Below are 26089 nucleotides of genomic sequence, written 5' to 3' on the forward strand. Positions count from 1 at the left end.
GTCCCGGCTGTCACGACAAGGGGTCCAGGAAGCATGAAGCTTCCTGGACCCCTTCGCGTACCCCCACGGGCCCACGACGGTCACCCCAGGCGCCGTACCGCCTCCGCCACCCGCTCGTCCGTCGCCGTGAAGGCGACCCGCACGAAGTGGTCGCCCGCCGGGCCGTAGAAGTCGCCCGGTGCGACGAGGATGCCGAGGTCGGCGAGGTGGGCGACGGTGTCCCAGCAGGACTCGTCGCGGGTGGCCCACAGGTAGAGGCTGGCCTCGCTGTGCTCGATGCGGAAGCCGTGCCCCAGCAGGGCGTCACGCAGAGCGGCACGGCGCGCGGCGTACCGCTCGCGCTGCTCGTGGACGTGGCGCTCGTCGCCGAGCGCAGCGACCACGGCGGCCTGGGTCGGCGCGGACGTCATCATCCCGCCGTGCTTGCGGATCTGCAGCAGATCGCCGAGCACGTCCGGGTCGCCGGCCAGGAACGCGGCCCGGTAACCCGCCAGGTTCGACCGCTTGGAGAGCGAGTGGACGGAGACGATCCCCTCGTACGAGCCGCCACAGACGTCCGGATGCAGAACCGACAGCGGGTCGGCCTCCCAGCCCAGCTCGAGGTAGCACTCGTCGCTGAAGATCAGGATGCCGTGCTCGCGCGCCCAGGCGACGATGCGGATCAGCTCGTCCTTGGCCAGTACCCGGCCGGTCGGATTCGAGGGCGAGTTGAGCCAGAGCAGCTTCAGGCCGGCGGGGTCCAGCTCGGTTGGGTCGTCGTAGGCGACGTGATCCGCGCGGGCCAGGCGGGCACCGACCTCGTACGTCGGGTAGGCGAGCCGGGGATAGGCGACCTTGTCGCCGGGGCCCAGACCGAGCTGGGTCGGCAGCCAGGCCACGAGCTCCTTCGAGCCGACGACCGGCAGGACGTGGCGGTGCGTGATGCCCTGCGCGCCCAGCCGCCGCTCGCACCATCCGGTGAGGGCGTCGCGCAGCTCGGGCGTGCCCCACACCGTGGGATAGCCCGGGGAGTCGGCGGCCGCGATCAGGGCTTTCTGGACGAGCTCCGGGACCGGGTCGACCGGGGTACCGACGGACAGGTCGACGATGCCGCCGGGGTGCGCGGCGGCCGTCGCCTTGTACGGCTCGAGCTTGTCCCAGGGGAAGGTGGGAAGCCTGTCGGAGACTGCGGACACGGGGATCGGGCTCACTTTCTCGTACGTTCCGTACCGGCGTTCCGTATGCGCACCGCGGATACGTGTGTGCGCTGCGCATACGGGCAAACGCCTCGGTCCCGCACGGCGGGCGACCGTACGGGACCGAGACGACGTTCCTCCAGCGACGGCTGGGATGCTCCCAGCGGGCCGCTTACTGGTTCTGCGGCGGAAGCGCGGCGATGAAGGGGTGGTCGCGCTCGATCAGGCCGAGCTTGCTGGCGCCGCCGGGGGAGCCGAGCTCGTCGAAGAACTCGACGTTCGCCTTGTAGTAGTCCTTCCACTCTTCCGGAGTGTCGTCCTCGTAGAAGATCGCCTCGACCGGGCAGACCGGCTCACAGGCACCACAGTCGACGCATTCGTCCGGGTGGATGTACAAGGACCGGGAGCCCTCGTAGATGCAGTCGACCGGGCACTCCTCGATGCACGCCTTGTCCTTCACGTCGACACAAGGCTGCGCGATGACGTAGGTCACGCTGTCGTTCCTCCTCGATAGGGCGCTGGCGGGCCGCTTCAGGCTCCGCCGCCTGGCGCGCGGGAGCGCGGCGTCGTCGATGCCCGCATCTAGTATCTCCGTTCCGGGGCATGATCCGAACAGGAGGGGTGGACACAGCTGTGGAATTCATGGCGGGCGGTCGGCTCGAGGTCCGTATTTCCGCCGCTGACGTGGGCAAACGCGTCTCGGTACGGCGCGTGGAGAAACACGCGGCCGAGGGTGAGAAGTTCACCGACACGGTCGGCGTTCTCACATCCTGGGACGAGGGTGTGCTCGTGATCACACGGCGGACCGGCGAGAGCGTCCGGATTCCGGAATCCTCGCTGGTCGCGGCCAAGGTCGTGCCCGCCGCCCCGGCACGCCGCCGAGGCCCCGCCGCATCGTACGAGGAGCTGGCGCGGATCACCGCGCGGGCCTGGCCTCCGGTGGAGTGCGAGCGGCTCGGCGAGTGGGAGCTGCGGGCCGCCGGCGGGTTCACCCGGCGCGCGAACTCCGTCCTGCCGTCCGGCGATCCGGGTATGCCGCTCGACGAGGCGCTCGCGTACGTACGGGACTGGTACGGGAAGCGGGATCTGCCCGCGTACATCCAGACGGCCACCGGCGCGGAGGGCACGCAGGAGGTGCTCTGCGCGGAGCTGGAGCGGCGCGGCTGGGTCCGTGAGGTGACCGCGCTGCTGCGGATCGCGCCGCTGGCGCCGATCGCGGACGCGGGCACGGACGAGGCGGTTGCACGGGTGCGGTTGGCGCGCTCGCTCGACGAGGCCGGGGAGGGGTGGCTCCTGCGTTACAAGCGGACCAGTGTGCCCGGGCCCCATGTGCGGGCGGTACTGGCCGGGGGCCCGTCGGTGTGGTTCGCCTACGTGCCCGGTGCCGCCGGGGACGTCCCGGCAGCGATCGGCCGGTGTGTCGTGGACGGCCGTTGGACGGGGTTCATGGCGGTCGAGGTGGATCCGGCGTACCGCCGCCAGGGGCTGGCCACCGCCGTGATGGCGGCGCTTGCGCGCCAGGCTCTGTCCGAGGGGGCCTCGGCGGCGTGGCTGCAGGTGGAGGACGACAACGGGGGTGCGCGGGCGCTGTACGACGGCCTCGGGTTCGCGACGCACCATGCGTACCACCACTATCGGGCGCCGTCGGCGGGGTGACGGCCCGCCGGCCGTTGTGGGCGCGCCGCGCCGAGCCGGGAACTGCCCCGTATCGAACGCGCCCTGAGAGGGCACGAGGCACATATGCACGTAGAGCACGTCAGCGAGGGACGGCGGCGGTTCGCCGAGGAGGTGCGGGCCGAGCGGCCGGACCTGTCGCTGCTGTGTCTGCTGGTGGCTGCGGAGGCCGACCCGACGCTCGACGAGGCGGGCATGGACGCGGTGCAGATCGAACTCGACCGGCTGGCCGGGCAGCTGCCCTTCCGGCCGGGCGGCCCGCGCTCCTGGGCCACCGCCCTCGCCGAGCTGCTGGGCGGCCGCTGCGGCTTCCACGGCACGCCCGGCGACTACCAGCGCCTGGAGTCCTCGCTCCTGCACGAGGTCCTGCGCCGCCGCCGTGGGCTGCCGATCCTGCTGTCGGTGGTCTGGATGGAGGTCGCCCGGCGGGCGGGCGCACCGGTGTACGGGGTGGCGCTGCCGGGCCACTTCGTCGTGGGTTTCGGCCCTCCGGAGGAACAGGTGCTGGCGGATCCGTTCGACGGCGGACGGGTGCTGACGGGGCCCGACGCCGAGCTGCTGGTGGTGGGGGCCACCGGTGCGCCGCTCGACCCGTCGATGCTCACTCCCGCCGATCCGCGTGAGGTGATCCTGCGCATCCTGAACAACATCCGCGCCTGGGCCACCGCCCGCCCCGAGCGCTCGGACGTGACCCTGTGGGCGGTCGAGCTGTCCCTGCTGCTGCCGTCACACCCGGCCCGACTGCGCCATGAACACGCCCAGCTCCTCGTCCGCCGGGGCGACTTCCTGACGGGCGCAGAGGAGCTCGACGCGTACGCGGACGTGGTGGCCGCGGTCGACGAGCCGGCGGCCGACCGCATCCGCGGCCAAGCCCGGGCGGCTCGCGCGATGCTCAACTGACGTCGGCGCACCGGACGAGGACCGCCGCGGCCCAAGGGCCCCTTACTGGGGGTTCGTCGAGATCGTCACGACCCGCTCCGCGGCGGTCTTCCCACGGAGCGCCTGACCGAGCGCTGAGGCCACGTCCTGCGGGCTGACCGGCTTCTTGCTGCCGTCGCCCTTGGTGATCGTGACACCGTCGAAGGCACTGCCGTACAGGCTCTTGAGCACCTTCAGGTCGTAGTGCTCGACCAGCTTGCCGTCGACCGCCCGCACGCTCAGGAACTTGTAGATCGAACGCTCCGGGCTGAAGCGCACCAAGTGCGCTGCGTCCGTTTGGACCGTCACAAATCCGGACATCGCAGGCGTCGCGAACGCCTTCATCATGCGGTCGACCTCGGCGTTGGTGATCGTCGGCTTGCGCGTGGTCGTGGGGACCTGCACCGCGGCGGTCCGGCCGGTCTCCACCTGGGTGCGGTACGCCTCCTCGACCGCCGTCACCGCATTGGTGGCGTCTATGCCCTTGCCGGCCTTGCCGTAGACGGCGACGGCCTTGCCCGACTGGAACTTGATCGTGCCCTCGGTGACCGTGCCGGACTCGCCCGCGACGCGCTCGAGCGCGGCCTGCAGCTTCTCCCCGTCGACGGGCATCACCGGGTCGACGACGCGCTCGCCGCCGAACAGGGAGCCGATCACCGACACGGGGTTGTAGTCGCTGCCCGCGGCGGCGCTGACCGTGGCCTGGCTGTCGAGCCGCAGACCCGCCTGATCCGGCTTGAGCGCGACGGTCTTGCCGTCGACCGACAGCTGGAGCGCCTTGGTGGTCCGGTCGCCCAGGGCGCTGTCGAGCTTCTGGACGGCCTCGTCTCGGGTGCCGCCGCCGATGTCGACGCCGAGCACGGTGGTGCCCTTCGGCACGTCGGAGTGGTTCATCAGCAGCCCGGCGCCGTAAGCGACACCGGCCACGACGATGACGCCGCCGACCAGGAGCACCAGCTTGCTGCGCCCCTTCTTCTTGGTCTTCTTGGCGGGCGCGGGGGCCTGCACGGTCGACCGGGAGGGCTCGGGCAGCCTCGGGGCGGTGTGCGGCACCGGCCCGTCGGTGGGCCCGCCGGGCGCGAACGGCGAGTTCGACGCCGGGGGCACGACGGGGATGCCGCTGGTGACGGTGTGCCCGGAGACGTGGTCCCCCGGAATCCCCGGCGCTCCCGCACCGGGTCCTCCCGGTCCTCCGCCCGCTACGGGCGCGGGCCGCTGGGGGGTCAGTATCGCGGTGTCGTCGCTCATGCGCGGGCTCGTCGGCGGCGCCGGATCGCCCGGCGGTACGAGGAGTGGGCCCTCGCCGGTCGCGGTGCCACCGGTCGGTCCCGCGGGGCCGCGGCCGTTGCCGCCGTCGGAGAAGTACGGAAGGCCGGTGCGCTGCGGGTCGGGCCCGAGCGCGCCGGGACCTGCGGGGCGAGCGGGACCGCCCGGACCCGCGGGACCGGAAGCGCCGGGCGCCGAGGGCCTGGGGCCGAACGGTCCGGGGCCCTCCGGGCCCGTACCGCGTCCCGCACCCGCGGACCCGGGGCCGCGCCCTGCACCACCCGTGGCGCCCGCACCGGCGCCGAGACCGCCCCCGGCCCCAAGCCCCGCACCGACTCCAAGTCCCTTGCCGGTACCGGATGCCGGGCCCTGCGGGCCCGAGCCGCCGATCGTCGTACCGGAGTTGGCCGAGGTGTCGGCCGCCGGACCGCCGCCCGCCGTGGCGCCACCGCGGCCCGCGGACGGCTTGCGCGGCGCGAACCAGTCGCTGGTCTTCTCCTCCGCCGACGCGGAAGGCGCGGCGCCGGTGGACGGACCGGAGCCGGACGGTGCCGACGCCCCGGCCGCAGCGGCCCCGCGAGCCGACGCGGCGGTGCCCGGTCCGGACGGCCCCGCGTCGCTCAGCGGACGCCCCGCACCGTCGGTGCCGTCGGCCCGGCCCGCCGGGCCGTTCGCGGCCGAAGCGTCCGCGTCGGAGACCGGTGTCCGCATCACGACGGGCGGAATGGGCCGCGAACCGGGGATGTTGATCCGGATCCGCGTGGTCAGCGTCGTCTCGGTCTTGCGCTCCTCCGGCCGCGCGGCGGCGTCGGCGCCGTCCTCGGGAGCGGCGCCCTGGACGGGAATCCCGTACGGCGGCGTGCCGGACGGATATGCGGCTCCGCCGCGCCCCTGGGGCCCGGAGGACGAGGTGTCAGTTTCACGACTCAAGGCAAGTTCTCCCGGTTGGCTCCGCCGCCCGTCTCGATGTTGCTCTGGGGGTCCCCCCTGCTCTGGGGGCCCCTCCCAGGCCGTTAAGGCGCTGGGGGTGGAGCCGAGAGCTTGGGGGAGGCTCGGCGGCGGCACCACCATACTGGCCGTCGTCGGCCGGTAACCCGCGACCGTCGAGGAAAGACGCCCGGCCCAGGGCCCGTCCTGGTACGGAGAAGTGGTACGTCAATTGGCAAGTCGGGCAGGCGGGCCGTCAGGTTGCCTGGTTTGCCCGAGAGTGGCACAGATCACAGCGATGGCGATGCCGCCGAGCAGGAACAGATAAGAACCGGATCCCGCGGCGAACATGAAGTCCCCTTCGGGGCGGGTCGCGGTGAGCAGGATGACGGCGACCAGCCACCCGGCGGCGGGCGCAACGGCCCCCGCTCTGGTGCCGGTCAGGCGCGCCCCGCCGAGGAACGCCCCCGCCGCGGCGGCCAGTGCGAGCAGCAACCCGCCCGGGAACCAGCCCCCTTGGACGAGCGCTCCGGCGGCACCCACCAGCGCGCCGAGCACGAACAGCCCCACGTAGGCGGCCGCACGCCCCGGCCGCGGCGGCTGGGCGAGATAACTCCCGCCCGCGCCACCCGAACCCCCTGAACGGGTTGCCGCCGAACCCGGCCTGCCCGCCGCGGACCTACCCGCTGAGGACCGGCCCGACTGACCGGCCGAGACCCTGCCCTCTCCCGGCTTTCCCTGATTCCCCGGCTTGCCCTGCTTCCCCGTCGCGCCCATCAAGCAGCACCCTCTTCCGTCACAGCCACCCCGGCGAACAGATCCGTCTCCGCCGATCCGCCGGAGGCGTCCCCGCCCCGCACCAACTCGTAGTACTCCACTGCGAACAGCGGCTGCGCGAGCTGGTTCGACAGGGCGAACCACGGCTCGGCGACCTCGACCTGTGTGGCGTGGGCGCGCATCGCCGCCGCCTTGGCGGAGGCGAAGCGGCTGCCGTCGATCACGGTGGTGATCACGTCGTCGTCCACCACGCCCGGCACGTCGGCGACACTTGCGGCGGCCGGGAACGGCAGCTCGGGAAGCGCGTCCTTCAGGCGGGCGAAGCCCTCTTCCACGACGGAACGCGGGGCCCGGTTCCAGTAGATCTTGGCGATGGTGTGCGGCTCGCCGAGGTCCCGGCGGTGGGCGGGCTCGGCGGCGAGTCCCGCGGCGCGCATGGCGACGCGGTGGGCCTGGATGTGGTCGGGGTGGCCGTACCCGCCGTCGGGGTCGTAGGTGATGAGGACCTGCGGGCGGACCTCGCGGATGACCTCGGCCAGCGCGCCCGCTGCCTCGTCGAGGCCGGCCTGCCAGAAGCAGTGCGGCCGCTCGTTCTGCGGGGCGCCCAGCATTCCGGAATCGCGGTACCGCCCGGCGCCGCCCAGGAAGCGGTGGTCGGTGACGCCCAGCTCGGCCATCGCGGCGGCGAGCTCCCCCACCCGGTGGTCGCCGAGGCGATCGTCGCGGTCGGGCGCCAGATGTGCCAGCTCCGGCGGGATGACCTCGCCCTCCTCGCCGAGAGTGCAGGTCACGAGCGTGACATGGGCGCCCTCGGCCGCGTACTTGGCCATGGTGGCGCCGTTGTTGATCGACTCGTCGTCGGGGTGCGCGTGCACGAGGAGCAGGCGTCGGGCGGGCAGGTCCGTCATGCACCCAAGCCTACGAGGACGGTCCGACAGAACGATCGAGGGCGCCGCAGGCGCCCCCGAGCAGGACAAACCGGTGACGGGCGGTTCAGAACTTGATGGAGCCGATCATCCCGGCGACGTTCGTGGTGAGCTCGCTGATCGTGGGAGCTATCGAGGAGCTCGCCAGATAGAAGCCCAGGAGCATGCACACGACAGCGTGCCCTGCCTTCAGCCCCGCCTTCTTGATCATCAGGAAGACGATGATCGCCAGCAGCACCACCGCCGAAATCGAGAGTGCCACGGCGGTCCACCTCCCCAGAACTCGTCCCGCGTCTTGATCACCGCGGCCGTCGAAACGGTCATGTCAATACGGTCAGCACGATCACCGGCACGGAGAAACCCGGGGCCCCCGTCCGGTCGCTAAGGATCATAACTATGCATCCCAGGTCATGGGTCGGAGCACGGCAGCACGAGGGGGCGCATGGATCACGCCCTGTCGGCCTAGGCTCGGGGGATGACCACCGAGCCTGTCTCATTTCCGCGTCAGCACGCCCGTACCCAGCGCTTCTCGCTCGGTGCGCCCCGCGCCTTCACGGTGGCGCCCGACGGGTCCCGGGTCGCGTTTCTGCGCTCACCCTCCGGCACGGACCGGGCGAACCTCCTCTGGGTCCTGGATCTCGCGGACGGCGGGGAGCGCGTCGCCGCCGACCCCGCGGCGCTGCTGGGCGGCGCGACGGAGCGCCTGTCGGCCGAGGAGCGGGCGCGCCGGGAGCGCAGCCGCGAGGGCGCGGCGGGCATCGTGGGCTATGCCACCGACACGGCCGTGGAGTTGGCCGCTTTCGCGCTCTCCGGCCGGCTGTTCGCGGCGGAGCTGCGCGCCGGCACGGCCCGCGAACTGCCCGTCCCCGGGCCGGTGATCGACCCGCGCCCGTCCCCGGACGGACGGCACGTCGCGTATGCGGTCCGGGGCGCCCTGCGCGTGGTCGGCGCCGAGGGCGACGGCGACCGGGCGCTCGCGGAGCCCGAGTCCGGGACGGTGACCTACGGCCTCGCGGAGTTCATCGCGGCGGAGGAGATGGCGCGTTCGCGCGGCTTCTGGTGGTCGCCGGACTCGGACCGGCTGCTGGTCGCGCGGGTCGACGACGCCCCCGTACGGCGCTGGTGGATCGCGGACCCCGCACAGCCCGAGCGTGAGCCGGCGCGCGTGGCGTATCCGGCGGCCGGCACGGACAACGCGGAGGTGCGCCTCTTCGTCCTGGGCCTGGACGGCTCGCGCACCGAGGTCGTGTGGGACCACGCCCGCTACCCGTATCTCGCGCGCGTGCACTGGTCGGAGTCCGGGGCTCCGCTGCTGCTCGTCCAGGCGCGCGACCAGCTCAGCCAGGTGTATCTGGCGGTGAATCCGGACGACGGCTCGACCCGCATGGTCCACGCGGACGGGGCCGCTGGGGACACGGGCTGGCTGGAGCTGTTCGCCGGGGTGCCGTGCTGGTCGCCGAGCGGGCAGCTGGTGCGGATCGCGGACGAGGGCGGGGCACGCGTGCTGGCGGTGGGCGACCGTCCGCTGACCGGGCCGCAGCTGCATGTCCGCGCGGTGCTCGACGTATCGGGCGACGACGCGCTGGTCTCGGCGTCGGCCGGGGAGGCCGCAGCCGATCCGGAGATCGGCGAAGTGCATGTCTACCGGGTCAACGAGCTCGGGGTGGAGCGCGTCTCGCAGGAGCCCGGCGTGCACTCGGCCGTGCGCTCGGGCGGTGTGACGGTCCTCGTCTCGGCGACCCTCGGGGCCCCCTGCTCACGTGTCCAGGTGCTTCGGGACGGCAAGCCGGTGGCGACCGTCGCGTCGTACGCGGAACGGCCGGTTCTAGCCCCGCGCGTGACGCTCACGCAAGGGGGCACGCGCCGCATCCCGTGCGCCGTCCTGCTTCCGGCCGGCTATGAGGAGGGCGACGGCCCGCTGCCCGTGCTGCTCGACCCGTACGGCGGGCCGCACGGCCAGCGCGTCGTGGCCGCGCACAACGCGCATCTGACCTCGCAGTGGTTCGCCGACCAGGGCTTCGCGGTAGTGGTCGCGGACGGGCGGGGGACGCCCGGCCGCTCCCCCGCCTGGGAGAAGGCGGTCCGGGGCGACTTCACGATCACGCTGGACGACCAGATCGACGCGCTCCTGGGGCTCGCCGAGTCGTATCCGCTGGATCTGACGCGGGTGGCGATCCGCGGCTGGTCGTACGGCGGCTATCTGGCGGCGCTCGCGGTGCTGCGCCGCCCGGACGTGTTCCATGCGGGCATCGCGGGCGCTCCGGTCACGGACTGGCGGCTGTACGACACGCACTACACGGAGCGCTATCTCGGCGACCCCGGCCGCACCCCGGAAACGTATGCGACGAGTTCGCTGGTGACCGACGACGGACTGTCCGATGCCGCCGGTACGCACCGGCCGCTGATGATCATCCATGGGCTGGCCGACGACAACGTGGTGGCGGCACACACCCTGCGTCTGTCCTCCGCCCTGCTCGCCGCGGGCCGGCCGCACGAGGTGCTGCCGTTGTCCGGGGTGACGCACATGACGCCGCAGGAGCAGGTGGCGGAGAATCTGCTGCTGCTCCAGGTGGCCTTCCTCAAGCGGTCACTGGGGATCGCGGCGCGCTGACCGCCGGCCCCGTCAGCCCCGGCCGGCCCCGTACATGCAACCGGCCGGGGCGACATGGCGCGCCCCGGCCGGTCTACGGCACCCGCACGGCCGTACGCTGTTCACCTTGGCGCGTCCGTATATCGGTGCTGCGACAGACAAGTTGCCTGCGTGTTAACGAAATTGATGGGCATTTATCGTGTTATGCCGCTTACTGCGCGGGGACGACATGTTTCTCCTCGGCGAAGTGGCAAGCCGAGTCATGGGCCGCAGGGCCCGAAGCCGCCCGGAACTCCTCGGGCACGGCGAGCAGCGGCACTTCGGTCTCGCACCGTTTCTGCGCCTTCCAGCAGCGGGTGCGGAAGCGGCAGCCGGAGGGGATGTTCGCCGGTGACGGCACGTCCCCGGTGAGGACGATCCGCTCGCGGTGCTCGCGCGCCTCCGGGTCCGGCACCGGCACCGCGGAGAGCAGCGCCTGCGTGTAGGGGTGCGTGGGGTGCTCGTAGATCTCCTCGTCCGTGCCGATCTCCACGATCCGGCCCAGGTACATCACGCCGACCCGGTCCGAGATGTGCCGCACGATGGACAGGTCGTGGGCGATGAAGACGTAGGACAGGTCGAACTCGTCCTGCAGGCGCTCCATCAGGTTGATGACCTGGGCCTGGACCGACACGTCGAGCGCGGAGACCGGCTCGTCGGCGACGATGATCTCGGGGCGCAGGGCGAGGCCGCGGGCGATGCCGATGCGCTGCCGCTGACCGCCGGAGAACTGGTGCGGATAGCGGTTGACGAACTCCGGGTTGAGGCCCACCACGTCGAGGAGCTCCTGGACCCGCTGCCGGCGTGAGCCCTTGGGGGCGGCCTCGGGGTGGATCTCGTAGGGCTCGCCGATGATGTCGCCCACGGTCATCCGGGGGTTGAGGGACGTGTAGGGGTCCTGGAAGACCATCTGGATGTTGCGGCGGACGGCTCGCAGGGCGCGGCCGGACAGCGCGCCGATGTCCTCGCCGCGGTACGTGATCCGCCCGGCCGTCGGCCGCTCCAGCTGGACGAGGAGCTTCGCGAGCGTCGACTTGCCGCAGCCGGACTCGCCGACGATGCCGAGGGTCTCGCCGTGCCCGAGGTCGAAGTCGACGCCGTCGACGGCCTTGACGGAGCCGATCTGCTTCTTGAGGACGATGCCCCGGGTGAGCGGGAAGTGTTTGACGAGGCCGCGCACCTGGAGGATGGGTTCGCCGACGGCGGGCGGGGCCACCTCGACGGCTTCCGCGCGGGGCTCAGCCATGGAGCGTCTCCCTCCAGTAGAAGCACGCGCTCCGGCGTTCCCCGGACACCTCGAAGAGGTCGGGTACGTCGGTGCGGCACACGTCCTGGGCCAGCGGGCAGCGCGGGTGGAAGGCGCAGCCGGGCGGGATGGCGGTCAGGTTCGGCGGCAGTCCCTTGATGGCGTAGAGCTCCTGGCCCTTGCGGTCGAGCCGGGGGATCGACTCGAGCAGGCCCTTCGTATAGGGGTGGGCGGGGGCCTTGTAGATGTCGTGGACGGGGGCCGTCTCGACGATGCGGCCCGCGTACATGACGGCGATCCGGTCGGCGACGTCCGCGACCACTCCCAGGTCGTGCGTGATCAGGACGAGGCCCATGTGGTACTCGCGCTGCAGGTCGGCCAGCAGGTCCATGACCTGGGCCTGGACCGTGACGTCGAGGGCCGTCGTCGGCTCGTCGGCGATGATCAGGGCGGGTTCCAGGGCCAGCGCCATGGCGATCATGATGCGCTGGCGCATGCCGCCGGAGAACTGGTGCGGGTACTGCCCCACGCGCTCCTTCGCGGCCGGGATCCGTACCCGCTCCATGAGCTCGACGGCCTTCGCCCGTGCGTCCTTCCGCGACAGGCCCCGATGGACACGGAACATCTCGCCGAGCTGGTCGCCGACGCTCAGCACGGGGTTCAGCGAGGACAGCGCGTCCTGGAAGATCATCGCCATTCCGGCGCCGCGGACCTTGCGCCGCTCGTCCTCCTTGAGTCTCAGCAGGTCCCGGCCCTGGAAGAGGACCTCGCCGCCGGTGATCCGGGCGGGCGGGGTGTCGAGGATGCCCATGACGGCCTGGGCGGTGACCGACTTCCCGGATCCCGACTCACCGAGGACGGCCAGCGTCTCGCCCTCGTCGACATGGAGATCCACCCCGTTGACGGCTTTCGCGACACCGTCGCGGGTCCTGAACTCCACGTGCAGGTCGCGCACTTCGAGCAGCATGGCGGCGACTCACCTCAGCTTCGGGTCGAGGGCGTCGCGCACCGCGTCGCCGAGCATGATGAACGCGAGCACCGTGATCGCCAGCGCACCGGCCGGCCAGAGCAGCATGTGCGGGGCGTTGCGGATGTACGGGGACGCCGCGGAGATGTCGATGCCCCAGCTCACGCTCGGCGGCTTCAGCCCGACACCGAGGTACGAGAGCGTCGCCTCCAGCGCGATGAACGTACCGAGCGCGATGGTCGCCACGACGATGACCGGCGCGACCGCGTTCGGTGTGATGTGCCGCAGCAGGATGCGGGTACTGGAGGCGCCGAGGGCCCGCGCGGCCTGGACGTAGTCGTGCTGCTTGGCGGTGATGACCGCCCCTCGGGCGATACGGGAGATCTGCGGCCAGCCGAGCAGCACCATGAACCCGACGACGGGCCACACGGTGGAGCTGGTCACCACGGACAGCAGCACCAGGCCGCCGAGTACGACCGGGATGGCGAAGAAGACGTCCGTGACGCGGGAGAGGATCGCGTCCCACGTGCCGCCGAAGAATCCGGCGAGGCCGCCGAGGACCGAGCCGAGGAGGGCGACGCCGAGGGTGGCGCAGACGCCGACGGTGACGGAGGTGCGGGCGCCGTACACGGTCCGCGTGTAGACGTCGCAGCCCTGGCCGTCGAAGCCGAAGGGGTGCCCCGGCTGGGAGCCCTGCTGGGCCTTGGCGAGGTCGCAGCTGAGCGGGTTGCCCGAGGCGATCAGCGAGGGCCAGAGCGCGATGACGACCAGGAAGACGATGAACAGGGCGGAGAGGACGAAGACGGGGTTGCGGCGCAGGTCGTGCCAGGCGTCGGACCAGAGGGAGCGGGGCCTGCCCGAGGGGCCCCCGGGCAGGCCCGGTCCGCCGGGTGCGCCCGGTGGCCTCTCGAGCGTCGTCGCCTCGCTCGCCGCGAGGTCCATCGCACCGCCCGCCCCGGTCGCGGCGATGCGGCCGTCCTCCGGGGAGCGGCCCCCGGACCCCCGCAGGGCCTCGGGCTGCTCGGTCTCAGGCATAGCGGATCCTCGGGTCGAGTACGGCGTAGAGGAGGTCGACGAGCAGATTGGCCACCAGGAAGACCAGCACCAGGACGGTCACGAAGCCGACGACGGTCTGGGTGTTCTGCCGAAGAATGCCCTGGTAGAGCTGGTAGCCGACGCCGTGGATGTTGAAGATCCGCTCCGTGACGATCGCGCCGCCCATCAGCGCGCCGATGTCCGTGCCGATGAAGGTGACCACCGGGATCAGGGAGTTGCGCAGCAGATGCCGGATGATCACCCGCTGCCGGGGCAGGCCCTTGGCGATGGCGGTGCGGACGTAGTCGGCGCGGCGGTTCTCGGCGATCGAGGTGCGGGTCAGCCGCGTGACGTACGCCAGTGACACCGACGCCAGGACGAGGCCGGGCACGAGGAGTTCGTCGAAGGGGGCGTCGGAGGACACGGACGGCTTGATGACGCCCCACTGGACGCCGAGCAGCAGTTGCAGCAGCAGACCGGTGACGAAGGTCGGGATCGAGATGACGACCAGCGTCACCAGCAGCACGGTGGTGTCGACGGGGCGGCCGCGGCGGAGGCCCGTGAGCACGCCCAGCGTGATGCCGATGACGATCTCGAAGACGATCGCGACGATCGTGAGCCGGATCGTCACGGGGAACGCCGACCCCATCAGCTCGGTCACCGGCTGACCGTTGAACGCGGTCCCGAAGTCGCCGGTGAAGACGTTCCCCATATACGTCAGGTATTGCTGCCACACGGGCTTGTCGAGGCCGAATTCGCTCTTGAGCTGGGCGGCCGTCGCCGGGTCGCACTGCCGCTCCCCGCACAGGCCCGCGATGGGATCGCCCATCACGTTCACCATCAGGAAGATCAGCAGCGTTGCGCCGATGAAGACCGGGATCATCTGCAGCAGACGCCGGATCACATAGCGTCCCATGGCGGGCTCCGTGGGTGGCTCCGTCGGGGGTCAGCCGACCTTGATTTCTTCGTACACCGGAACGCTGAACTGGTTCAGCGCCACATTGGAGAGCCGGTCCGAATAGCCGGCGCTGCCGTTCTGGTACCAGAGGGGAATGGCTGCCATGTTGTCCCGGACCACCTCCTCGGCCTGCTGGAAGGTGGAGACGGCCTTCGCCTTGTCCGTCTCCGCGTTGGCCTTGTCCACGAGGTCGTCGAATTCCTTGTTCGACCATTTTCCGTCGTTGGACGAGGCACCGGTGTAGTAGAGCGGCTGCAGGAAATTCTGGATCAGCGGATAGTCCATCTGCCAGCCGGCCCGGAAAGGGCCCGTCAGCTTGGACTGGGTGATCTGGTTACGGAAGTCGGCGAAGGTGCCGACCGGGTTTCCGACGCAGGCCCGGTCGTTGCCGAGCGCGTTGTTGATGGAGTTGCAGACCGCGTCCACCCACTCCTTGTGCGACCCGGCGTCCGCGTTGTACGAGATCTTGATCTGTCCGCCGGGAAGGCCGCCGCCCTCCTGGACCAGCTTCTTCGCCTGGTCCGGGTGGTACTCGCAGGCATCACCGCACAGGCCGGCCTTGAAGCCGCCCTCCTCGCCGAGGACCGGCGAGGTCCAATCCGTGGCGGGGGTGCGGGTCTTCTGGAAGATCGTGTCGGTGATCTGGTTCCGGTCGATGGCCATGGACAGGCCCTTGCGGACCTTCTCGATGCCCGGCTTGTTCCACGCCGCGTCGTAGAACGGGAAGGCGATGGTCTGGATGATGCCGGCCGGGGTGTTGATGTACCGGCCACCGAGGTCGGCCTGGACATTTCTGAGCTGTGCTGCCGGGACGTCGTCGACGAGGTCGAGATTTCCCGCCATGAGGTCGGTGTAGGCGGTGTTGTTGTCGGTGTAGACCTTGAGATCCACGCCGCCGTTCTGCGCCTTGTCGTCTCCCGGATAGCCGTCCCATCTGCGCAGGGACATCTCCGAGCCCCTGGTGTACGAGCCGACGGTGTACGGGCCGTCTCCAATTGGTTTCTTCACCCAGGCGTCATGGTCGTCGAAGAACGCCCGGGGAAGCGGGGCGAAGGCCACATAGCCGAGGGTGTCGGGGAACGACGAGAACCGCTGGTTGAGCCGGACGGTGAAAGTCCGGTCGTCGACGACCTTCAGCCCGGACAGCGTGTCGGCGGTCTGGCTGCCGGATGCCGGATGGACCTTGTCGTATCCGTCGATGTAGCCGAAGAAATAGGCGTTCCGCTGGTTGTTCTTCAGGCTTGCGCCGTAGTTCCAGGCGTCCACGAACGATTTCGCGGTGACCTTCTCGCCGTTGCTGAACTTCCAGCCGTCCTTGATGGTGATCCTGAAGTTCTGCGAGTCGGAGGTCTCGATCTTCTCGGCGAGCATGTTCTGGGCCTGGCCGGTCTTGGCGTCGTACCGCTTCAGGCCGCGGAAGATCATGTCGAGGACCTTGCCGCCCTGCACCTCGTTGGTGTTCGCCGGCTCGAGCGGGTTCTGCGGGTCGCCCCAGGAGGCACTGAGGATTCCGGAGCCGTCGCTGCCGCCGGTGCCGCCGCCGCTTCCGCCTCCGCAGGCCGTTGCCGCGAGGGCGATCGCCACCGCGCTCGCGGCCCACCGGGCGTGCGTGGCTCCACGCATGGGGTTCCTCCTCTGAGTGCGCTGTGCTCCAGCGCCGGGGCGCTGTCCCGCTATCGGACGATATAGACCAATAACGGACACATCACACATTGACCCCGCGCGTCTGGGTGCGGCGTCGGCGTCAGGAGGTCCTCTCAGCGCGTGTCTCCTCGAGCGCGACGAGCGCCGGGTCGAGGACGATGTCCTCGTCACGTGCCTCGATCGTCGGCTCCTCGGGGAAGTGGCAGGCGGTCAGATGGCCCTCGGGATTCCCTGCGATGCGGACCAGCGGCGGCTCTTCGGCCGCGCACTTGTCCTGGGCCTTCCAGCAGCGGGTGCGGAAGCGGCAGCCGGACGGCGGGTCGATCGGCGACGGCACGTCCCCGGCCAGGCGGATGCGCTCGCGCTGCTGCGTGCTGTCCGGATCCGCCTCGGGGACGGCGGACAGCAGGGCGTGCGTGTAGGGGTGCCGCGGCCGTGCGTAGAGCGTCTCCCGGTCGGCGACCTCCACGATCTTCCCGAGGTACATCACGGCGACACGCTCGGAGAAGTGGCGGACGACGGCGAGGTCGTGGGCGATGAAGAGGAAGGCGATGTCGAACTCCCGCTGCAGGTCCTGCAGCAGATTGACGACCTGGGCCTGGATGGACACGTCCAGCGCCGACACCGGTTCGTCGGCCACGATGAGCTTCGGCCGCAGGGCGAGTGCGCGGGCGATGCCGATGCGCTGGCGCTGACCGCCGGAGAACTCGTTCGGGTAGCGGTTGTAGTGCTCGGGGTTGAGGCCCACCGTCTCCAGCAGTTCCTGAGCGCGCCTCTTGTGGCCCTCCGGCGGGTTGATGCCGTTGAGCTTCATCGGCGTCTCGATGATGGTGCCGACCGTGTGCCGGGGATTCAGCGAGGAGTACGGGTCCTGAAAGATCATCTGGAGCTGCCGGCGCGCCTGCCGCATCTTCGAGACGGGCTTGTGGGTGATGTCCTCGCCGTCGAACGTGATCGTGCCGGCGGTGGGTTCCAGCAGCCGGGTGACCAGGCGGCCCGTCGTCGACTTGCCGCAGCCGGACTCGCCGACCAGGCCCAGCGACTCTCCGGCCCTGACCGAGAAGTCGATTCCGTCGACGGCGCGTACGGCCCCGATCTGCCGCTGGAACACGATGCCCTGCCGGATGGGGAAATGCTTCTGCAGACCGCTGACCTCGAGCAGGTTCTCGCCGGCCGGTGGCTTCGCGGCGGAAGCGGCCGCGGATACGGCGGAAGCGGCCTGCTGTTCGGGGCTGGGCTTGGTGGTGCTCACGGCATGCTCCTGTTCGTCCGCCGCCGTCACTTCGCGGCCCGGGCGGCTGTGCCGCGGATCTGTTTCCTGGTCTCTGCTGTGAGGTGGCACGCGGCGATGTGCCTGCCGGTGCCGGGGACCGCCAGCAGCTCGGGCCGTTCCACCGTGCAACGCCCCTGAAGCTCCCAGCCCTTGTAGGGGCAGCGCGGGTGGAAGGCGCAGCCGCCGGGGAGGTTGATCAGACTCGGCGGCGAGCCGGGGATCGGGTTCAGCCGCCGGCTGACGTCGCCGGCGATGTGCGGCATCGACTCGAGCAGCCCCCAGGTGTAGGGGTGCTCGGGCTGCTTCAGCACGTCGCGCGCTGTGCCGTACTCGATCCGGCGGCCGCCGTACATCACGAGGATGTCGTCGGCGACATCGGCCACCACGCCGAGGTCGTGCGTGATGATGATGACCGCGGAGCCGAACTCCTCCTGGAGGTCGCGGATCAGGTCCAGGATCTGCGCCTGGACGGTGACGTCCAGTGCGGTCGTGGGCTCGTCGGCGATCAGCAGCGCGGGATCGCACACGAGGGACATGGCGATCATGGCCCGCTGCCGCATGCCGCCGGAGAACTGGTGGGGGTAGTCCCTCACCCGCCGCTCGGGCTGCGGGATGCCGACCCGCCTCAGCATCTCCACCGCCCGGTCCCTGGCCTCCTTCTTGGAGACCTTGTGGTGCACCTGGAAGGCCTCGGCGATCTGGGCGCCGACGGTGAAGAAGGGGTGCAGCGCGGACAGCGGGTCCTGGAAGATCATGGAGACCGTGTCACCGCGCAGCTCGCGCATCTCGTCCTCGGGCAGGGCGACGAGTTCCCTGCCCTCCAGCCAGATCTCGCCGGAGACCTCGGCGCGCGTGCCCTTGTGCAGCCCGAGCAGGGCGAGCGAGGTCACCGACTTGCCCGAGCCGGACTCGCCGACGATGCCGAGGGTCTCGCCCTTCTCCAGGGTGAAGGACACTCCGTCGACGGACTTGACGATGCCGTCCTCGGTCGGGAAGTGCACGCGCAGGTCCCGCACGTCGAGGAAGGAGGAGGCAGGAGCGACGTCCGCGGGCTGTCGCGAGGTCGGCAGGGACACTGGCGTTTCCTTGGGGGCTGCGGGGGTCGGGTGGCAGGGGCTGCGGGATCGGGGGTCAGGGGCCTGCGGGATCGGGCGTCAGGGGCCTGCGGGATCGGGCGTCAGGCGAGGCGTACGCGGGGGTCGATGAGTCCGTACACCAGGTCGACCACCACGTTGGCGAGGACGACGAACGTGGCGGCGAAGAGAGTGGTGCCGAGGATGACCGGCAGGTCGGAGTTCTGCACCGAGTCCACCGCCAGCTTGCCGATGCCGTTGATGCCGAACACCGATTCGGTGATGACCGCCGATCCGCCGATCAGCGAGCCGACGTCCATTCCGAAGATGGTGATGATCGGAGTGATCGCGGCCCGCAGCGCGTGCTTGAGGACGACCTTGCCGGCCGGCAGGCCCTTGGCCCTGGCGGTACGTATGTAGTCCTCGCTGAAGACCTCCAGCATCGAGGAGCGCGTGAGCCGGGTGTAGAGGGCGAGGTAGAGGATGACCAGGGTCGCCCAGGGCAGGACGAGTCCCTGGAACCAGCCCGCCGGGTCCTCGGTGATCGGGGTGTAGCCGGCGGCGGGCAGGATCTGCCACTTGTCGACGAACACCCACAGCAGCAGCAGACCGACGAAGTAGATCTGCGTGGAGACGCCCACCAGCGCGAGTCCGACCGCCGCCTTGTCGGCTGCCTTGCCCCTGCGGACGGCGGCCAGCACGCCGAGGCCCACACCGAGGATCAGGAAGACCACCGCGGCGCCGAGACCGAGCGACAGGTCCGCCGGGAAGTCGTCCAGCAGGGTGGCGAGGACAGGCGTGTCGGTCTGGAAGGAGACCCCGAGGCAGGGCGCGCCGCAGTGGATGCGCATGCTCTGGTCGCCGTAGTCACGGCCCACGAAGAGCCCCTTGAAGAACTCCCAGAACTGCGTCGTGATGCCCTGGTCGAGGCCCAGCGAGTGCTTGATCTCGGCGAGACGGGAGGGGGAGCAGGTCTTACCGCAGGCCAGGAGCGCGGGGTCGGACGGCAGCGCGAAGAAGATGAAGAAGGTGATCACGCTGATCACCAGCAGGATCAGGGCCGCTGCCAGCAGGCGTCGGATGAGATATCGAAGCATGTCGTGCTGGGACCTGGCGGGTGCCCGGTCCGCCTCCCTCTAGCTGTGGGCCGATGGGCTGGTGCCTGCGCCCGGTGGGGATGGACGTGGACGGGTGCCCCGCCGGCGGCGGTCCGCCGACGGGGCGACCGGGGTTACTTCTTGACGGAGACGTGCACGAGGCTCGGTTCGGCCATGATGGTGTCCGGGATGACACCGCTCACCTTGGAGCCGCTCACGGCGCTGAAGTTCATGTACATGAGCGGAATCACGGAGGCGTCCTTCATGACCTGCTCGTCGAGGCTGCCGTAGGCGGTGTTGCGCTGGCCGATGTCGGCCATCTTCGCGATCTTGGTGATCTCCGCGTTGACCTGCGCGTCGTTCAGATACGACAGGTCCTGGTTCGCCTGCGGGTTCTTCGCGATCAGCCGGCCGTCGAACAGGGTGGGGAGGACGGTCGAGGCGTTCGGCCAGTCCGCGATCCAGTCGCCCCAGGTCAGGTCGTACTGGTTCTTGGTGTTGTCCACGGTGTTGAAGTAGTTCGCCAACTGGATCGGCACGAGGTTCACCTTGATGCCGATCTTGGCGAGGGAGGTCTTCACCGCGTCGCCGAAGTGCGCCTGCGTGGGCGTGTTCTCGATCGCCATCGACATGGTGAGCTTCGGGTCGCCTGCCTGCTTCATCAGCGCCTTGGCCTTGGTGACGTCACCGGCCGGGTTGGTGCTGTACAGGTTGAACTTCTTGTACCCGCCGATGCCGGGGCTCAGCATCGTGCTCGCGTAGTCGCCGTAGGCCGAGCCGCCGAAGGCGCCGCGGACGGTGGTCTTGTCGATCGCGTACTCGATCGCCTCGCGCACCTTGATGTCCTTGACCCTGCGGGTGTTGATCGCCAGGTAGTTGATGCCCGGAGCCGAGTTGTTGTAGTAACGCGACTTGAGCGCCGGGTCGTTGGCGAACGAGTTGAGGTCGGAGCCGGCGAGCGGGTACTGCTCGATGGCAGTCTGGGCGACCCCGCCGTCCGACTTGATCTGCTGGTCGATGGCCGCCTGGTCCTGGCCGAGCTTGAAGTCGAACTCGTCGACGTTCTGCTGCCGGATCGGGTCGGACGACGCCTGCCAGTTCTTGTTCTTGACGAGGACGAGCTCTTTGTTCTTGGTGTACGACTTGATCATGTACGGGCCGTCGGACCAGACGTGCGTGTCGTACGTCGAACCCGTGTCATGGGCCTTGGGCACCGCCGACCAGCCGGACATGGCCGTCGTCTCGTTGAAGTCGGCGACCGGCTGATTCAGATCGAAGACGACGGTGTACTTGTCCGGCGTCTGGATGGAGTCCAGCTGCTTGCCGCTGTACGGGCCCTTGTAGTCGGCGCCGCCGACGAGCCACTGCGCCGCGTACGGCGGGCCGCCGTTGATGTCGCCGGAGAAGGCGCGCTCCACCCCGTATTTGACGTCCTGGGCGGTGACTTCGCTGCCGTCCTGCCACTTGATGCCGTGGCGCAGCTTGAAGGTCCACACCGTGTCGCCCTTGCTGGGTGTTCCCGTGTCGGTGGCCAGGTCGCCGACCAGCTTCGGCGTGGAGCCCGACTCGTCCCATCCGGTGAGGGTCCGGACGAACAGCTCGTCCGTACTCTGCCCCTCGGTCGTGTAGGTGCGCTGCGGGTCGAGGTGGTCGAAGTCCGACTCGTCGAGGACCGTCAGCGTGCCGCCCTTGGCCGGGGCGCTGCCGCTGGTGTTGCTGGAGTTGCTGGAGGAACCACCGCATGCTGTGGCCCCCAGGGCCATCGCCACGGCAGTTGCCGTGAGAGCGACCGTGCGCGTTCTGCGCATCATCTGGAAACACTCCGTTCTTGACATGGGCTCGGCCTCGGCCGTCGTTCGTGGGATCGCCGGTGCCGACACTCGGGAGCAGCGCTTCAGCTGCGGCTGGCGCGGGGGTCGAGGGCGTCGCGTACGCCGTCCCCGAGGAGGTTGAGCGCGAGGACGAGGACGAGGAGCAGGACGCCGGGGATGAACAGGTACATCGGGTCCTGGAGGAAGAACTCCGAGGCGTCCGACAGCAGGGCTCCCCAGTCCGGCGCGGGCGGGACGACGCCGACGCCCAGGTAGGACAGGGCAGCCTCGGTGGAGATGTTCTGCGGGACGGCGAGCGCGAACGAGATCAGGATCGGCGCCCACAGGTTCGGGAGCAGCTGACGGAAGAGGATGTGCCGCCGGCCGGCGCTCATGATCCGCGCGGCGTCGACGAATTCCCGCTCGCGCAGGGACAGCACCTGACCGCGTACCAGGCGGGCGGTGTAGGCCCAGGCGAAGATCGCGATGTTGAGGACCAGGACCAGCAGCCGGAGGTTCTCGTCGGTACCGCCGTGGCTGTTGGTCTGCAGCGCGTTCTGGATCACCGGCGTGAGCGCGATGATGAACAGCAGCTGCGGGAACGCCAGCATCACGTCCATGATCCGCGACAGCACGGAGTCGATCCAGCCGCCGAAGTAGCCCGCCGCGAGCCCGGCCACGACGCCGACCACGGTGGACACCAGGGCCGAGGCGAAGCCGACGAAGAGCGAGGTGCGCAAGCCGTAGACGATCCGGGCGAAGAGGTCGTACCCCGTCCCCGGCTCGACGCCGAGCAGGTGGTTGAGGCTGATTCCGCCCAGTGATCCGTACGGCTGGTTGCCCGTGTCCGGGTTGATCGCCTTGTTGTCCGGGGTGATCGGCCCCCACCTGGTCAGCCAGGTGAGCACCGGGGCCAGCAGCGCGATCACGATGAACAGGAGGGTGACGACCAGTGCGGTCATCGTGACCTTGTCCCGCCTGATGCGCGTCCAGGCCATCCGGGACGGTGAGCGCCCGGCGATGGCGCTGCCGCCGCCCGGCCGGGAGCCCTGCGCCGGCTCGTCGGCCAGAAGCGCGGTGCCGCTGCCGGTCTCGACCGGCTGGTGCTGCATGGTCATCGTACGGACATCCCGGATATGAGCTCAGACTGTCGCGGGGAGCACCCGCCCAGTACATGTGCGGCCCTTGCTCTTCTCTCGCCGGCAGGGCGCGAGCAGACCGGGACCGGACGCGCGGTCGCCGTGGTGGTCGGACTCGCCATTCGGAATTGCCCCCGAGCGAAAGAGAAATGGGTGGCGGCCGTTGCCAACACCATGAGACTCTGCGGACTTTCGCAACGGAGAGCGCGACCGGTCAACCCGGATCGGGGCCGGCAGGTTGATTTTTTCTGCTTGTTGACGAGAACTGGCCAGAGCGAGATACATGAATGACTCCGGCTTGAACTGATTACTACCATTCCCTTGAAATCGCCCAGCGGCTGGGAAACACCTGTGAGGGCGGAGCCGCGGGCGTGTCCGCTCCGCTGCGGGGGCCTACATCACGCCTACGTCACGCCTACGTAAACGCTGCCGCCGGCCGCGGCAGCAGGCAGCAGGCAGCAGGCAGCAGGCAGCGCAGATCGATTCCCAAAGCTTGGGGAATAGTTGAGCACTTATTGGGCGATCGCGAATACAATTTGGACCTGAACGTCGACCCACCGGCGCCTTACGTGCGAATTCCCCCGCCGGCGAGGGCCATGTGGCGACGTACCGCTATCCGGAAGCATCGGTACCCCATACGGAACTCAAAGGTTCGACGAGTATCAAGGACATGAGGGAACCGGAACGTCGGCCCATTGACCCGAGCCAACAGGACGTGACCGGTTCCCGGGGACGCCGGAGGCCCGTGCCGCCCGGGAGGGATGGCACGGGCCTCGGTTCCGCGTTCGGTATCTCCGCCCCTCACTCCCGCACGAGGCAGAACGGGTGCCCCGCCGGGTCCGCGTACACGCGCCAACTGCGCTTGCCGTCCCGGTCGTCGAGGCTCACGGCCCCCAGCTCGAAAACCCGGGCCTCAGCCGCGTCCAGATCACCGACCCCGATGTCCAGGTGGAACTGCTGTGGAGCGGCCTGGTCGGGCCACCGCGGCGGCCGGTAGTCACCGACCTGCTGGAAGGCCAGCACCAGACCCGAGCCGGTGTGCAGGGTGGACCAGTCGTCGCCCAGCGACCATCGCCGGTCGGCCCGGTCGACCTCACCGCCGATGAGTCCCTGGTAGAAGCGGGCGAGAGCGCGGGGATCCGGGCAGTCCAGTACGACGCACTGCAGGGAACCGATGGAGCCGACCTGCTCGGACATGCACACCTCCAGGGACCGGGGTCACATCCCGCAATGCTCCCGCAGGACGGCGGTGGGAACGAGTCGAAATACCGCGCACGCCCACAACGAACAGGCGCCCAGAGCCGTTTCCGGCCCTGGGCGCCCGCGTCGGCGTGAATGCCGGACTCACGCCGCGTGCACGACGTCCTTCTCCTCCGCGAAGTGGCACGCCGACTCGTGCGCGGCCGGGGTGTCCTGGCCGGCGAACCGCTCGGGGACCGCGAGCAGCGGCACCTCGGTGGCGCACTTGTCCTGAGCCTTCCAGCAGCGGGTGCGGAAGCGGCAGCCGGACGGCGGGTTCGCGGGCGAGGGCACGTCCCCGGTGAGGATGAGGCGCTCGCGGCCCTCGCGGGCCTCCGGGTCGGGCACCGGGACCGCCGACAGCAGCGCCTGCGTGTAGGGGTGCGTCGGGTGGTCGTAGATCTGGGTGTCCGTGCCGATCTCGGCCATCTTGCCGAGGTACATCACGCCGACCCGGTCCGAGATGTGCCGGACGATCGACAGGTCGTGCGCGATGAAGATGTAGGACAGGTTGAACTCGTCCTGCAGCTTCTCCATCAGGTTGATGACCTGCGCCTGGACGGACACGTCCAGGGCGGAGACCGGCTCGTCGCAGATGATGATCTCGGGGTTGAGCGCGAGGCCGCGGGCGATGCCGATGCGCTGGCGCTGACCGCCCGAGAACTGGTGCGGATAGCGGTTGATGTACTCGGGGTTGAGACCGACGACGTCCAGCAGCTCCTGGACCCGCTTGCGCCGGTCGCCCTTCGGAGCCGCCTCGGGGTGGATGTCGAAGGGCTCGCCGATGATGTCGCCCACCGTCATACGGGGGTTGAGCGAGGTGTACGGGTCCTGGAACACCATCTGGATGTTCCGGCGGACCGCCTTCAGCGCACGCCCGGACAGCCTGGTGATGTCCTGGCCCTTGTAGAAGACCTCACCCGCGGTGGCCCGCTCCAGGTTCATCAGCAGCTTGGCCACGGTGGACTTGCCGCAGCCGGACTCGCCGACGATGCCGAGCGTCTCACCCTGGTAGAGGTCGAAGGAGACCCCGTCCACGGCCTTGACCGCACCGACCTGCCGCTTGAAGAGGATGCCCTGGGTCAGCGGGAAGTGCTTGACCAGGTTGCGCACCTGCAGGATCGGCTCGCCGCGCTCGACGGGCGCCTCGATGGCGGCGACCGCCTCGGCCTCCGAATGAGCGTCGACGACCGCCACGTCGGTGACGTTCGGAGTCGCGTCCACGGCGTCCTTCTGCTCGTCGGACTTCTTGAGCTCAGCCATGGATGGTCTCCTTCCAGAAGTGGCACGCGCTGCCGCGGCCGACCAGCTCGCTGCCGTCCCGCTCGGTCACCGGCTGCAGCGCGGGCACCTCCGTACGGCAGATGTCCTGCGCCTTCGGGCAGCGCGGGTTGAACGCACAACCGGTCGGGATACGCAGCAGGTTGGGCGGCAGGCCCTTGATCGCGTACAGCTCCTGGCCCTTCTGGTCCAGGCGCGGGATCGAGTCGAGCAGGCCCCGGGTGTACGGGTGCGCGGGGCGCTTGTAGAGCTCGTGGACCGGGGCGCGCTCGACGATCCGGCCCGCGTACATCACCGCGATCTTGTCGGCGACGTCCGCGACCACACCCAGGTCGTGGGTGATCAGGATCAGGCCCATGTTGTACTCGCGCTGCAGCTCCGCGAGCAGGTCCATGACCTGGGCCTGGACCGTCACGTCGAGGGCCGTGGTGGGCTCGTCGGCGATGATCAGGTCCGGCTCCAGGGCCAGCGCCATGGCGATCATGATGCGCTGGCGCATACCGCCCGAGAACTGGTGCGGGTAGTCGTTCACGCGGGCCACGGCGGCCGGGATCTTCACCCGGTCCATCAGCTCGATGGCCTTGGCCTTGGCTTCCTTCTTGGACAGGCCCTGGTGGACACGGAACATCTCGCCGAGCTGGTAGCCGACGGTCAGCACCGGGTTCAGCGAGCTGAGCGCGTCCTGGAAGATCATGGCGATCCGCCGGCCGCGGATCTTGCGGCGCTCCTCGGCGGACATCTTCAGCATGTCCTGGCCGCGGAAGAGGATCTCGCCCTGCGGGATCGACGCCGGCGGCATGTCGAGGATGCCCATGATCGCCTGCGCGGTCACGGACTTGCCGGAACCGGACTCGCCGAGAACGGCGAGCGTCTCACCGGCGCTCACGCTGTAGTTGACGCCGTTGACGGCCTTGACCAGACCCTCGCGGGTCTTGAACTCGACGTGCAGGTCACGCACTTCGAGCAGCGGGCCGCCGCTGTCCTCGCCGTCGCGCGGCGAGGGCACGGAAACTTCTTCGATGACGGTCACGTAC

The 26089-nt window shown here is 69.9% G+C and carries 22 protein-coding genes; 3 read left to right on the forward strand and 19 right to left on the reverse strand.

Annotation, left to right across the window (positions count from 1 at the left end; genetic code table 11):
• Nucleotides 1-80: 80 nt before the first annotated feature.
• The gene (locus ACWD4J_RS05290; protein ID WP_451393936.1) at nucleotides 81-1175 is read right to left on the reverse strand and encodes a bifunctional succinyldiaminopimelate transaminase/glutamate-prephenate aminotransferase; all 1095 of its coding nucleotides are present in this window, start codon (nucleotides 1173-1175) and stop codon (nucleotides 81-83) included.
• 172 nt (nucleotides 1176-1347) lie between these two features.
• Entirely contained in the window at nucleotides 1348-1668 is a 321-nt protein-coding gene (gene fdxA / locus ACWD4J_RS05295; protein ID WP_018089397.1) for a ferredoxin, read from the reverse strand.
• 140 nt (nucleotides 1669-1808) lie between these two features.
• Here fdxA and ACWD4J_RS05300 point away from each other — a divergent pair, with 140 nt between their 5' ends.
• Together ACWD4J_RS05300 and ACWD4J_RS05305 are read left to right on the forward strand one after the other, a co-directional pair.
• Nucleotides 1809-2831, forward strand: coding sequence for a GNAT family N-acetyltransferase (locus tag ACWD4J_RS05300; protein WP_451394024.1), 1023 nt, complete (start codon nucleotides 1809-1811; stop codon nucleotides 2829-2831).
• An 84-nt stretch (nucleotides 2832-2915) separates the two neighbouring features.
• On the forward strand, nucleotides 2916-3749 hold the full coding sequence (locus ACWD4J_RS05305; protein ID WP_451393937.1) for a SirB1 family protein: 834 nt from the start codon (nucleotides 2916-2918) through the stop codon (nucleotides 3747-3749).
• 42 nt (nucleotides 3750-3791) lie between these two features.
• On the opposite strand, the gene ACWD4J_RS05310 is transcribed toward ACWD4J_RS05305, so the two are convergent.
• From ACWD4J_RS05310 to ACWD4J_RS05325, 4 genes are all read right to left on the reverse strand, one after another.
• Nucleotides 3792-5963 (reverse strand): hypothetical protein, encoded by a 2172-nt coding sequence (locus ACWD4J_RS05310; protein WP_451393938.1) that lies wholly within the window; start codon nucleotides 5961-5963, stop codon nucleotides 3792-3794.
• Between the two features lie 225 nt (nucleotides 5964-6188).
• A complete protein-coding gene (locus ACWD4J_RS05315) occupies nucleotides 6189-6737 on the reverse strand; it encodes a DUF6113 family protein (RefSeq protein ID WP_451393939.1) in 549 nt (182 codons plus the stop codon).
• On the reverse strand, nucleotides 6737-7645 hold the full coding sequence (gene mshB, locus ACWD4J_RS05320; protein ID WP_451393940.1) for an N-acetyl-1-D-myo-inositol-2-amino-2-deoxy-alpha-D-glucopyranoside deacetylase: 909 nt from the start codon (nucleotides 7643-7645) through the stop codon (nucleotides 6737-6739). Before mshB ends, ACWD4J_RS05315 begins: the two co-directional genes overlap by 1 nt.
• 85 nt (nucleotides 7646-7730) lie before the next feature.
• A complete protein-coding gene (locus tag ACWD4J_RS05325; RefSeq protein WP_451393941.1) occupies nucleotides 7731-7925 on the reverse strand; it encodes a hypothetical protein in 195 nt (64 codons plus the stop codon).
• Between the two features lie 213 nt (nucleotides 7926-8138).
• Between ACWD4J_RS05325 and ACWD4J_RS05330 the strand changes: the two genes are divergently transcribed.
• Complete coding sequence (locus ACWD4J_RS05330; RefSeq protein ID WP_451393942.1) at nucleotides 8139-10274, forward strand: prolyl oligopeptidase family serine peptidase; 2136 nt, start codon at nucleotides 8139-8141, stop codon at nucleotides 10272-10274.
• A 190-nt stretch (nucleotides 10275-10464) separates the two neighbouring features.
• On the opposite strand, the gene ACWD4J_RS05335 is transcribed toward ACWD4J_RS05330, so the two are convergent.
• The 13 genes from ACWD4J_RS05335 to ACWD4J_RS05395 all read right to left on the reverse strand — a co-directional run bounded on the left by ACWD4J_RS05335 (nucleotide 10465) and on the right by ACWD4J_RS05395 (nucleotide 26085).
• On the reverse strand, nucleotides 10465-11538 hold the full coding sequence (locus ACWD4J_RS05335; protein WP_451393943.1) for an ABC transporter ATP-binding protein: 1074 nt from the start codon (nucleotides 11536-11538) through the stop codon (nucleotides 10465-10467).
• Complete coding sequence (locus tag ACWD4J_RS05340; RefSeq protein WP_451393944.1) at nucleotides 11531-12505, reverse strand: ABC transporter ATP-binding protein; 975 nt, start codon at nucleotides 12503-12505, stop codon at nucleotides 11531-11533. The genes ACWD4J_RS05335 and ACWD4J_RS05340 overlap by 8 nt, the downstream gene beginning before the upstream one ends.
• A 9-nt stretch (nucleotides 12506-12514) precedes the next feature.
• Entirely contained in the window at nucleotides 12515-13540 is a 1026-nt protein-coding gene (locus tag ACWD4J_RS05345; RefSeq protein ID WP_451393945.1) for an ABC transporter permease, read from the reverse strand.
• The gene (locus ACWD4J_RS05350; protein WP_451393946.1) at nucleotides 13533-14456 is read right to left on the reverse strand and encodes an ABC transporter permease; all 924 of its coding nucleotides are present in this window, start codon (nucleotides 14454-14456) and stop codon (nucleotides 13533-13535) included. The genes ACWD4J_RS05345 and ACWD4J_RS05350 overlap by 8 nt, the downstream gene beginning before the upstream one ends.
• A 30-nt stretch (nucleotides 14457-14486) precedes the next feature.
• A complete protein-coding gene (locus ACWD4J_RS05355; protein ID WP_451393947.1) occupies nucleotides 14487-16121 on the reverse strand; it encodes a peptide ABC transporter substrate-binding protein in 1635 nt (544 codons plus the stop codon).
• 121 nt (nucleotides 16122-16242) lie between these two features.
• The gene (locus tag ACWD4J_RS05360) at nucleotides 16243-17424 is read right to left on the reverse strand and encodes an ABC transporter ATP-binding protein (RefSeq protein WP_451393948.1); all 1182 of its coding nucleotides are present in this window, start codon (nucleotides 17422-17424) and stop codon (nucleotides 16243-16245) included.
• Nucleotides 17421-18491, reverse strand: a complete 1071-nt coding sequence (locus ACWD4J_RS05365) for an ABC transporter ATP-binding protein (protein ID WP_451393949.1) — start codon at nucleotides 18489-18491, stop codon at nucleotides 17421-17423. Before ACWD4J_RS05365 ends, ACWD4J_RS05360 begins: the two co-directional genes overlap by 4 nt.
• Before the next feature lie 101 nt (nucleotides 18492-18592).
• Nucleotides 18593-19585 carry an ABC transporter permease gene (locus ACWD4J_RS05370; RefSeq protein ID WP_451393950.1) on the reverse strand — a complete coding sequence of 331 codons (993 nt, stop codon included), beginning with the start codon at nucleotides 19583-19585 and terminating at the stop codon, nucleotides 18593-18595.
• 134 nt (nucleotides 19586-19719) lie between these two features.
• Nucleotides 19720-21396, reverse strand: a complete 1677-nt coding sequence (locus tag ACWD4J_RS05375; RefSeq protein ID WP_451393951.1) for an ABC transporter substrate-binding protein — start codon at nucleotides 21394-21396, stop codon at nucleotides 19720-19722.
• 83 nt (nucleotides 21397-21479) lie between these two features.
• Nucleotides 21480-22514, reverse strand: coding sequence for an ABC transporter permease (locus ACWD4J_RS05380; RefSeq protein ID WP_451393952.1), 1035 nt, complete (start codon nucleotides 22512-22514; stop codon nucleotides 21480-21482).
• A gap of 822 nt (nucleotides 22515-23336) precedes the next feature.
• Nucleotides 23337-23732, reverse strand: coding sequence for a VOC family protein (locus ACWD4J_RS05385; RefSeq protein WP_451393953.1), 396 nt, complete (start codon nucleotides 23730-23732; stop codon nucleotides 23337-23339).
• A gap of 147 nt (nucleotides 23733-23879) precedes the next feature.
• Nucleotides 23880-25037, reverse strand: a complete 1158-nt coding sequence (locus ACWD4J_RS05390) for an ABC transporter ATP-binding protein (protein ID WP_451393954.1) — start codon at nucleotides 25035-25037, stop codon at nucleotides 23880-23882.
• The gene (locus ACWD4J_RS05395) at nucleotides 25030-26085 is read right to left on the reverse strand and encodes an ABC transporter ATP-binding protein (protein WP_451393955.1); all 1056 of its coding nucleotides are present in this window, start codon (nucleotides 26083-26085) and stop codon (nucleotides 25030-25032) included. Before ACWD4J_RS05395 ends, ACWD4J_RS05390 begins: the two co-directional genes overlap by 8 nt.
• Nucleotides 26086-26089 lie beyond the last annotated feature (4 nt).

The organism is Streptomyces sp. NPDC002577, assembly GCF_053594815.1.